This window comes from Hoeflea sp., assembly GCF_984452065.1.
Genome location: NZ_CFHWAF010000151.1, coordinates 1 through 10397, shown reverse-complemented (window position 1 = coordinate 10397; position 10397 = coordinate 1). Strand labels below are relative to the sequence as shown.

Annotated in this window: 8 protein-coding genes; 2 read left to right on the top strand and 6 right to left on the bottom strand. The window is 60.7% G+C overall.

Annotated features, from left to right (window positions below):
* Nucleotides 1-51 precede the first annotated feature (51 nt).
* The gene (locus AC5E6N_RS20795; protein WP_491749606.1) at nucleotides 52-840 is read right to left on the bottom strand and encodes an MmyB family transcriptional regulator; all 789 of its coding nucleotides are present in this window, start codon (nucleotides 838-840) and stop codon (nucleotides 52-54) included.
* Nucleotides 841-977: 137 nt separating this feature from the next.
* Between AC5E6N_RS20795 and AC5E6N_RS20790 the strand changes: the two genes are divergently transcribed.
* On the top strand, nucleotides 978-1406 hold the full coding sequence (locus AC5E6N_RS20790) for a hypothetical protein (protein WP_491749605.1): 429 nt from the start codon (nucleotides 978-980) through the stop codon (nucleotides 1404-1406).
* Between the two features lie 171 nt (nucleotides 1407-1577).
* Here AC5E6N_RS20790 and AC5E6N_RS20785 read toward each other — a convergent pair whose 3' ends face one another.
* Nucleotides 1578-2456, bottom strand: a complete 879-nt coding sequence (locus AC5E6N_RS20785) for a DUF1194 domain-containing protein (RefSeq protein ID WP_491749604.1) — start codon at nucleotides 2454-2456, stop codon at nucleotides 1578-1580.
* A 214-nt stretch (nucleotides 2457-2670) separates the two neighbouring features.
* Here AC5E6N_RS20785 and AC5E6N_RS20780 point away from each other — a divergent pair, with 214 nt between their 5' ends.
* Nucleotides 2671-3714: an aldo/keto reductase gene (locus AC5E6N_RS20780; protein ID WP_491749603.1), complete on the top strand. Its 1044-nt coding sequence runs from the start codon at nucleotides 2671-2673 to the stop codon at nucleotides 3712-3714.
* A 35-nt stretch (nucleotides 3715-3749) separates the two neighbouring features.
* Here AC5E6N_RS20780 and AC5E6N_RS20775 read toward each other — a convergent pair whose 3' ends face one another.
* The 4 genes from AC5E6N_RS20775 to AC5E6N_RS20760 form a co-directional block, all read right to left on the bottom strand.
* Nucleotides 3750-6878 (bottom strand): efflux RND transporter permease subunit, encoded by a 3129-nt coding sequence (locus AC5E6N_RS20775; RefSeq protein WP_491749602.1) that lies wholly within the window; start codon nucleotides 6876-6878, stop codon nucleotides 3750-3752.
* A 13-nt stretch (nucleotides 6879-6891) separates the two neighbouring features.
* Complete coding sequence (locus AC5E6N_RS20770) at nucleotides 6892-7995, bottom strand: efflux RND transporter periplasmic adaptor subunit (protein ID WP_491749601.1); 1104 nt, start codon at nucleotides 7993-7995, stop codon at nucleotides 6892-6894.
* A gap of 146 nt (nucleotides 7996-8141) precedes the next feature.
* Nucleotides 8142-9692 carry a CYTH and CHAD domain-containing protein gene (locus AC5E6N_RS20765; RefSeq protein ID WP_491749600.1) on the bottom strand — a complete coding sequence of 517 codons (1551 nt, stop codon included), beginning with the start codon at nucleotides 9690-9692 and terminating at the stop codon, nucleotides 8142-8144.
* A gap of 151 nt (nucleotides 9693-9843) precedes the next feature.
* A partial coding sequence (locus AC5E6N_RS20760; protein ID WP_491749599.1) for a Rossmann-fold NAD(P)-binding domain-containing protein occupies nucleotides 9844-10397 on the bottom strand: 554 nt, incomplete at its 5' end.

Below are 10397 nucleotides of genomic sequence, written 5' to 3'. Positions count from 1 at the left end.
GAGTGAACCGATTTTCCGCCATCAAATGCTTCAATCTAATCACAACTCGCTCTAGACCGTTCGGCCATCGGTTTGTCCGGCCATGGCAAAAAGCGCCGCGCGGGTCGGCTCGTCCGCCGGAAACATCAGTTCGATCCTGAGTTCTGACAGGGCGATATCCTCGGCCGAGCCGAACTGGGCGATGGTTGAAAAGAAAGACAGCATCCTGTCGCCGGCACGATAACGCGCCGGTATGATCGCCGGCAATGCGCCATCGTTAGCCGGCAGGCGGGGGCCGCGTTCTTCGGTCAGCCGGTCCACCGCAGCATCCAGCACCGGATCGCCGCCGAGATGGGCGCTTTCGGTGCGCAGGCGCACGATCATGTGCTGGGTGACCTCCAGCCAGTTCTCCAATGCGCCGGCCATTTTCTCGGTGTCGAACAGCGCCTCGAGCAGGCTGTCGCCCTCGCCAAGCCCGGCGCCGGCCAGAATGAGGCCGGCCGATCTGTTGGTGCGCACGATCCGCCAGTGCCGGTCCAGCGCCATGGCCGGAAACGGATCCTGCCGCTCGAGCGTCCAGTCAACGGCGGCGCGCACATGGGCCATGTCGGTGTCGTCCAGATCACGGCGGCGATAGGCGGGCGCAAACCCCGCCGCTCCGAGAAACGCGTTGCGTTCGCTTTGCGGGAGCTCCAGCGACTCCGACAGCAGGCGCACCATCGAACGGCTCGGCCGCGAACGGCCGGTCTCCAGGAACGAGATGTGCCGGGCGGACACATTCGCGGCGAGACCGAGGTCGAGCTGGCTCATCCGGCGCCGGGCGCGCCAGTGTTTCAGCGATTCTCCAAATGCGTTCTGCAACGGCGCCGTCCTTCCTGTGGCGTTGATGGGGCCACTATAGCCGGCGCTGTGCGGAAAACACTTACCTGCAAGGTAATTGCGGCACGTCGGCTGCCGCTTTATCCGAAAAGCAACGAAAGCGACTCGGAGACATGGCTATGCAGCATCAAACATCCGTCACATGGCTCAAGGCCGCGGCGGCGGTTCTTGTCGGCTTTGGCCTGATCAGCCTGCCCGGCGCCCATCCGGCGACGTCGGGCCTTGCCCACACGATGATGGATCTGGCTTTCTGGCCACTCGACGCAAGTCCGGCCGGCGATCCGCCGCAGGCGCGTCTGCTCTGGGCGATCGGCAGCGGCATCATCGCCGGATGGGGGGTGATGATCTGGATGGTGACCACACGCGTCTATGCAAAGGACCCGGCCCTCGGCCGGCCAATCATTCTGACCGCCGTCATCATCTGGTTCGTGATCGACAGCATCGGGTCCGTGCTTGCCGGAGCACCGATGAACGTTCTCTACAACACCGGCTTCCTGGTGCTTTTTGTCGTTCCGCTGTGGCGTCCGGTGGAAGCCGCCCATAGCTGATTGCGGTCCGGGCATTGCCGCGTTGCTTTCCTCGGCTGCTTAGCATCCTCATTTGGTCTCCTCTTGCGGAAGGGCAGATACCCGTTCCGCAGCCCTCGACGATCGTCGCCTGCAATCATTGATATATCGTTTGGGGGGACACGCTCGCATTCTGACAGGGCTCTGCAGGCGCTACGGGTTCAACTCGTAAGGATATTGATCGATGAAATGCTGCCAGATCTTCTCGCCGATGAGGCAGTCATAGCCGCTCTCGGTCTTGCCGCTGAAGGCTGCCTTCAGCGGCTGCGGCAGGTCGGCGAGCTCAAGGACGAGCTTCCTGCGGACGGCTTCGGGAAATTCGTCCCAGCTTGTGACCGCAATGACAAAGGAACCGGGGCCGCCGATGACGCAGTGGCCGTAATATTCGTCGAGGTCCTTCAGGTGGAAACGGGCGCCGAGGCCCTCGCGCGTCATCAGCGGCAGCCCGTTTACGGTGATGCCCAATGCCACGGCGGCATCGCGGGCGCTGGTCACCGGCGGACCGGAATTGTTGGGCCCGTCGCCGGATATGTCGATCACCCGCCGCAGCGACCGGATGTCGTTGTTCTCGATGCGCGCTGCCGCATCGGCGATGGCGCCCGATATGGATGTGCGCCGCATGCCGGTGTCGACGGTCAGTGCGATCTTTCGGGCGAAGGCGGCCAGGTCCTGCGCGTTTTCCACGATGTGCCAGTCGACGATCACGCGCTGCCAGTTGATGCCGCCCCATTCGACATAGGTCAGGGCGACCTTGCCGGTCAGCCCGTTTTCAACGGCCCTTGCCACCGCCTCGCTGCGAAGCGCCTCGGCATAGCCGCGGCGCTGGATACGAAGTTCGCGCTCGGTCATGGATCGCGACACGTCAACCGCAATCACCAGTTCGACGTCGACTTCGGTTGCCGCTGCCGCCGGACCCAAACCGATGGCGGCGATCACCGCCAGGACGGTCGCCCGGACAACATGCAAAGGCCACCCGCTCGCCTTTCCCGGGTTAACGGATTTGCCGCGGCAGTTCCTGGCTGTAGAGGTCATGTGATCCGCCCGTCTGTTGCCGTCGCCTTTGACAGAGTAGCGGAATTGCGTGGACCGGAAAAGTTCACCGGTCCCGGATTCGTTTCGGTACTATTGCTTTCAGCGACGTTCCTGTTGCAAATAGGCGCTCGACATTTCGACCTCTTCGCCGCAGTCCGGCACATCCCGCCGACGCCACATCAAGCGGCGGCATCCCAGCTTCCGGAGACAGCGCATGCACTACAACGAACTTGGCCGTAGCGGTATCATGGTCAGCGATATCTGCCTTGGTTCAATGACCTGGGGATCGCAGAACAGCGAGCAGGAAGCGCATGCGCAGCTCGATTATGCCGTCGGTGAAGGCGTTAACTTCATCGATACGGCGGAGATGTATCCGACGACGCCCCGCCTGAAGGAGACGACCGGCCGGACGGAAGAATATATCGGGACATGGCTTGAGGGCCGGGCCGATCGCGAAGAGCTGGTTATTGCGACCAAGATCACCGGCGAGGGCAACAAGGACGTGCGCGACGGCATGCGCGTCACGGGCGCGATGATTCGCGAAGCGCTGGACGACAGTCTCAGGCGCCTCAGGACCGACTATATCGATCTCTATCAGCTTCACTGGCCCAATCGCGGCTCCTATCATTTCCGCAAATACTGGACCTTCGATGCGACCGGGCAATCGCCGGAAGGTATGGATCAGGAGGTCGCCGATATCCTCGGTGAAGTGGGGCGACTGCGCGACGAGGGCAAGATGCGTGCATTCGGCCTGTCGAACGAAAGCGCCTGGGGGCTGATGAAATTCCTCGAAGTCAGCCGCAGGCACGACCTGCCGCGCATTGCGTCCGTGCAGAACGAGTACAGCCTGATCTGCAGGCTGTTCGATCTCGACATGGCCGAGGTCAGCGTTCATGAAGATGTCGGTCTGATGGCCTTCTCGCCACTGGCGGCGGGCGCGCTTTCGGGAAAATATATTGACGGAGACATTTCCGAGGGATCGCGCCGCTCGATGCAGCCGAACCTCAACGGCCGCTATGTTCCAGGCTCGGAACGGGCGATCGCACATTATGCGGACGTCGCCAAAAAGCATGGGCTCAACCTTGCCCAGATGTCACTCGCCTTCTGCCGGTCGCGGCCGTTCATGACGTCGGTTATCATCGGAGCGACATCGATGGAGCAGTTGAAAACGGACATCGCGGCGAAGGATGTCGTTTTGAACGATGAGGTGCGGGCCGATATCCAGGCGGTCTACCGCGACAACCCGATGCCGATGTAGCCTGTTCGGCACGTGTCGCGCCGAAGCCGCTCGGATCAGACCTTGGCCTCGGCGGGCGGTTTGCCGCGCCGTCCCTCGCGCAGGCGCTGGACGGCGACATAGAGGACCGGGATCATCAGCAGGCCGATCGTGCTGTCCACGATCATGCCGGCAAAGACCGGCAGGCCGATCGAGATCCGGCTGGCGGAGCCCGCGCCGCTGGCCAGGACAAGCGGCAACACGCCGATGATGAAGCACAGGCCCGTCATGGTCACGGGGCGGAAACGGGTATGCGCGGCGCTGATCGCCGCCTCGACGATGCTGTCGCCGGCCTCCCGGCGGTTCCGGGAGAACTCCACGAGCATGATGGCCTTCTTTGCGGCAAGGCCGATGAGCAGCACGATGCCGATCTGGGCGTAGATGTTGTTGTTCAAAAGATCGATGAAGTAGAGCGGCAGCAGCGCGCCGAACATAGCGAAGACCGTCGAACACATCACCGAAATCGGCAGGGACCAGCTTTCATACTGGGCGACGAGGCACAGATAGGCGAAGGTGAAGGCGAGCAGGAAGATGTAGATGACAAATGAACCGGCCTCGATTTCCTGCTGCGATACGCCGGTCCATTCGATGCTGTAGCCGTCCGGAAGGGTTTTCGCGGCGATGTTTTCGAACGCCTCAATGCCTTCTCCGGTGCTGTAGCCGGTTTTGGTCAGGCCCTGGACGGCCGCCGTGCGTATGAGATTGTAGCGGGTAATCGCTTCCGGCCCGAGGACGGGATCCGTTCCCACCAGCGTGCTGATCGGGATCATGTCGCCCGATGCGCCCTTGACGTAGATGTTGCCGATATCGTCGATCGTCTGCCGGTAGCCGGTTTCGGCTGACAGGATGACCCAGTATATCTTGCCCTCGAGCAGGAAGTTGTTGACGAACATCGAGCCGAGATTGGCTTTCAGCGCGGTGAAGATGTCGCTGACATTGACACCCAATGCTTCGGCCTTGTCCCGGTCGATGGACACGCTGTATTGCGGCGAGCCGGTCGACAGGGAACTGAAGACCTGCTGGAAGACCGGGTCGGCGTTGGCGGCCGACAGGAGCGCGTTCGTCACGGAGCCCAGTTTTTCAATACTGTCGTTTCGGTTGTCCTGTATCTGCGCCGTGATGCCGCCGGACAGGCCAAGCCCGTCAATGGGCGGCAGGGGGAAGACGAATGATGTCGCGCCCTGCACCTTGGAAAGATCCTCATCCAGGGTCGCGAGGATATTGTACCATTGCGTCTCGGAGGTCTTGCGTTCGTCCCAGGGCGCCAGGATCGCGATCAATGTGACATAGTTCGAGGCATATTGAGAGATGAGGCTGTAACCGGAAACGGAAATGACGTCCGTTACGCCTTCCACCTTCAGCACGATATCCGTCATTTCGCTGGCAATGGCCTGCGATCGCTGCAAGGACGCACCGTCGGGCAGTTGCACGTTGACGAAGAGCACGCCCTTGTCTTCGAGCGGAATAAAGCCGGTCGGTGTCATTCGCAGCATGTAAAGCGTGCCGGCGATCGCGGCGATGAAAATCAGGAGCGAGATCCACACATTCTTCAACAGGACCCGTACAAGGCTGACATAGGCATCCCGGACCCTGTCGACCGTCCTTGGAATGATGCTCAATATTCCCGATGATTTGCCGGTTTTCGGCTTCAACATGGTCGCGCACAAGGCGGGCGCCAGCGTCAGTGCGTTCACGGCCGAAAGGCTGAATGCGATGATGATGGTCAGCGCGAACTGGAGGTAGATGCGTCCGGTGATGCCGGGGAAGAAACACACGGGCACAAAAACGGCGGCAAGCACGAAGGTCGTGGCGATGATCGGCCCGGTGACCTGATCCATTGCCTTGAGCGTCGCCTCGCGTGGCTCGAGCCCTTCTTCGTCCATGATCCGTTCGGTGTTCTCGATAATGACGATGGAGTCGTCGACCACGAGCGTAATGGCAAGGATGATGCCGAACAGCGTTATCAAATTGGCGCTGAAGCCGATCAGGTAGAGGAGGGAGAGCGTGCCGAGCAGGGATACCGGTATGGCGATGGCCGGGATCAGGACGGCACGCCAGCTCATCAGGAACAGAAATACGACCAGAACCACAAGCACGGCGGTGATACACAGGGTAACCACGATTTCCTGAATCGAGGCACGGACCGCTTTTGTCACGTCATAAAGAAGCTGATATTCAACGCCCTGCGGGAAGGACGTCTTCATCTCCTCCAATGCCGCGTAAACGCTCTCGGCAACCTGCAACGCATTTGCGCCGGGTGCCTGATAGATGCCGATCGCCGTCGACGGTTTGTTGTTCAGTGATGCTGTGGCCGAATAGGAGCGTGAGCCGAGTTCGACGCGGGCGACATCGCGCAGGCGGACAAGCTGTCCCGAACTGTCGCCCGAGACAATGATATTGCCGAATTGCTGTACCGTTTCCAGAAGGCCCTGGGCTTGCAGGGTGAACTGAAAACCGGTCTCACCGGCGAAAGGCGGGCCACCCACGCTGCCGGCTGTCGCCTGCACGTTCTGGGCCTGAATGGCACTGGAAAGGTCGGTCGCGGTCAGTCCCATCGCCGTCATCAGATCGGGGCGCATCCACACGCGCATGCTGTAATCGAGCGGGCCGAATTGCGAGACGCTGCCGACCCCGGGCAGACGCGCCAGCGCATCCTGCATGTTAATAGATGCGTAATTGCTCAAATAGAGCGCATCGCGCGATTCATCGGGGGAAATCAGATTGACGACAAGCAGCATGTTGGCCGACTGCTTGACGGTCGAGACACCCTGTTGGGTGACGGCGCTTGGCAGAAGCGGCGAGGCCAGTTGTACCCGGTTCTGGACGTTGACCGCCGCGATATCCGGATCGGTTCCCACCTCGAACGTTATCGTCAGATTGTAGGTGCCGGCATCCGTGCTTGTGGATGACATGTACAGCATATTGTCGACGCCGTTCACCTGTTCCTCGATCGGAACCGCGACGGTTTTTTCAATCAATCCGGCGTCGGCACCGGGATAGTTGGCGGTGACGAGAATCTGCGGCGGGGTCACATTCGGATATTCAGCAATCGGAATGAGGATAATCGCGATCACACCGACCAGCGAAGCGATGAGCGACAGGACCATCGCGAATTTGGGGCGAGCGATGAAGAATTTCGACAACATGACCGCTGAGACCCTACCGGGTTGTCTGAACCGGGTTGACGGTATCGCCGGGGCTGACCCTCTGTATGCCCTGCACCACGACCTTTTCGCCCTCTTTCAGGCCGGACGTGACCGCCCATAGCGCGTCGTATTGCCGCCCGAGCGTGACGTCCTGGCGGACGATCTTGTCGGAAGAGTCGACCAGGAAGACGAAATGTCCCTTATTGTCGAGCTGTACCGCCGATTGCGGCACGACCAGCGTCGTTTGCGGCTGGGCTTCCTCGATGGTGACGTTGACGAACTGGCCGGGAATAAGAAGGTTCTTCGGATTGGCGAATGTCGCCTTGATTTCAACGGTGTCGCTGCCTTCCTCAACGGCGGTGCCGACATAGGTGATCTCGCCGGCCGTATCATAGGGGTCACCGTTCGCAAGGGTCAGTTTCACCTGAAGCTTTCCGCTGTCATCGCCGATCAGGCCGGCGGCCCGGTCCTCGATCAGATCCTTTTCGCCGATATAGAAGCTGACCTCCATGGGATCGACGCTGGTGATGGTCGCCAGCGTTCCGGAATTGGCGCTCACCAGATTGCCGACATCGATATTCGACTTGCTAATGCGCCCGTCGATGGGACTGTGAATCTGCGTGTATCCAAGGTTGATATTGGACGTATCGAGACCTGCCTTGGCCTCGTCGACGCTCGCCTGATCCTGACCGACGGTCGCAAGCGCCGAGTCGTAGGTGGATTGCGGGACATCACCTTTCGACAAAAGAATTCTTTGCCGTTCCAGATCGATGGTCGCGTTTTTCAGGGTTGCCTGCGCGCCTTCCAGTTGCGCCTTGGAATTGGCGACATCGGCCTCGTAAAGGCCCTTTTCGATGACGTAGAGCAGATCGCCCTTCTTGACGGAGCCGCCTTCTTGGAAATTCCGCTGCTCCAGAAATCCCTCGACCCGCGCCACGATGTTGACCGTGCTGACCGCCTCGACCCGTCCGATATACCTGCCGCGATCGCCGAGCTGTTTACCCGTGACGGTCGCCACCGTCACATTGGGTCTTGTGTCGGATGAGGCCTGTGCCGTCGCTGTGCCGGTCAGGAGAATCAGGCCAAAAATCGCACTCAAACCGGCAAGATATTTCATCTTCTGCGCATCCCAACCTCACGGGCCAATGGTTCATGCGCATATTATCGATGGCCGGTCAAAAGGAAAGCGCCATGCCTGCGGTTTCCCATGAGAAGCCATCGCGTGTCCGGCAAACCCCTATTGCCGGCTGCCTTTTGGAAGCGCTAGCGCCAGAATCCGGAGCCGTCCTTAAGCGCCCGCCAGCGGCGGTCAGCCTTGCGCATTTCCTTTCCGGCGCGCCGTTTGTGCCATTTGCAGATGCGGGTGACACTTTTGTTGAGGTCGTTGTCCGCCGCAAACTCCGCTGCGATCTTCGCCGCCAGTTCGTCCGCCATCGCCACGTCGTTCAGGTAGCCGAACACGTTCTGGAGTTTTCTCAGCTTCCTGAAAAAGGCTTTTGGCTCCGGCCCCGCATAGACCGGCATCAGGTAGTCGCTGGCATAACGCATCGTCTTCAGCGACTTGCGCATGTCATGGCGCTCCTCGATCCGGTGTCTGGAAAACCCGCGGCCCTTGCGCTTCACATGTTTCCAGCATTTGTCGAGCGCCGCCTTTGCGATCGGACCCAGTTCCATGCCATGGGCGTTGCTCTTGCCGTTGTGGCACGCGCGTTCCACGGCCTGATCAAACAACATGCAATTGAGCTTCAGCCGTGTCCACTGCTCACCGGCAAGCATGGTGCGGACAAAACGGCGCTGCTCGCCTTGCGCGTCCTGCAGGTAGCTGATCAGGGCTTCGTGCCGGCTGTTCATGCCGATATCTTCGACCGCCGGCATGACGATATCGGCGATGATCACATCGGCGTTTCTCAACTGTCCGACAACGCGGCCAAGATCGCGCGCCGCGCGCGACAGCGTGTGCAGATCGGGCCCGTCGGCATAGGGTTTGAATATTCTCAGGCAGGTGCGCAGCCGCCTGAGGCCGACGCGAAGCTGATGGGCCACCTCCGGATCTTCAGAGGTAAATATGCGGCTCCAGTTTCCCAGGATCTGCTCCGCCGCGGAGCGGCCGATGGCCGACATGGCCTTGTCTGCCGGCATGCCGGCGCTCAATTCGGGCTTCTGGAACGGATAGGGGCCGGTTTCGGCCGATATCTCACAGGGCGCGCACAGCGCATAGCCGCGCCCGGCCTTGCTGGTGGTTGAAGGCTCGATACGCTCGCCTTCGAAGATCTTCTCCGACACGGAAAGCAATGTGTGAGAGAGTCCCGACTTCAGTTCAAGTTCAACCTCGCTGAAGTCCTGTGACCTGGTGCCGACTTCCACCTTGCCACTGTCGACGGCAAGTTCGGCCGTTCCGATGCCCTCCCAGCTCAGCATATGCGTGTTGCGGTGAATGCGGGTCTCGAACAACGGCTGCAGCAGCTCACCGGAAACGAGGTCGGTCAGCCATGGTTGTATCTGCGGATCGCTGATCTTCGCGAGATCCAGTTTCTGTTCATCCACGGCGTGTTCAATCTCAATGGGATTGGACAGGCCGTTCTTGAGGCCCGTGCCGCATTTGAGTGTCTGTGTCCAGCCGTTGCCGTCCCAGCGCAGACGCAGCGAGGCCTTTGCCTTTCGCAGGCGATGGTCCGTCGTGTCGTAGTAGACCGATCTGAGCTGGCGCGCCGCCGGCTCGCCGAGAGTCATCTCTTTCAGCGCGGCTTTTTCCAGCAGCCGGCGCAAAACGTCCGTGCCAACTTCCAGCTTTACTTCCAGCTCGGGGCTACTCATCTACATTTTGACGCTTTGATGACGGTATTCACAGATACGTCGCATCGGGCCGGGACGTCAACAAGCAAAACAACCCGGCTGCGTTGGAAATGACGGGCGTGGCAGCGGTTTTTCGGCTTCGGTCGCGGCGAATAGAATGATCTTGCCCCGACTATCCGAGTTGACCGCCAAGCTCGTCCTCTATGTGGACCCTGATGATGTCGTCGATGGACCGGTCGGCGACAAAGCCGAGTTCGGTTGCCCGCGCGGCATCGAAGCGGGTCGGGAAGCTGCTGACGAGACGGGTGATGAACGGGTCGGGCTCTTCACGGATCAGGGCGGCTCTATGCTCGCCCGCGACCCGTCCGAGCGCGTCGATCAGCTCACCCACAGTGGCGGAGACGCCGGGCATCGTCAGCGCCCGGCGCGGGCCGACCGCTTCGGTATCGATCTCGGCCGCGCGCGTCAGAAATCCGACGGTGCTGCGCGGGCTGGAAAACCAGTGACGCAGATCGCGGGGCACCGGCAGGACGGCTTCCTCGCCGACAAGCGGCTCGCGCAGGATGTTCGAAAAGAAGCTCGTCGAGGCCTTGTTCGGTTTGCCGGGCCTGATCACGACGGTCGGAATGCGAATGGCGATCCCGTCAAAGAAACCTTTGCGGCTGTAGTCCATCAGCAGCAGTTCGCCGCAGGATTTCTGAACGCCATAGGAAGAAAGCGGCGCCG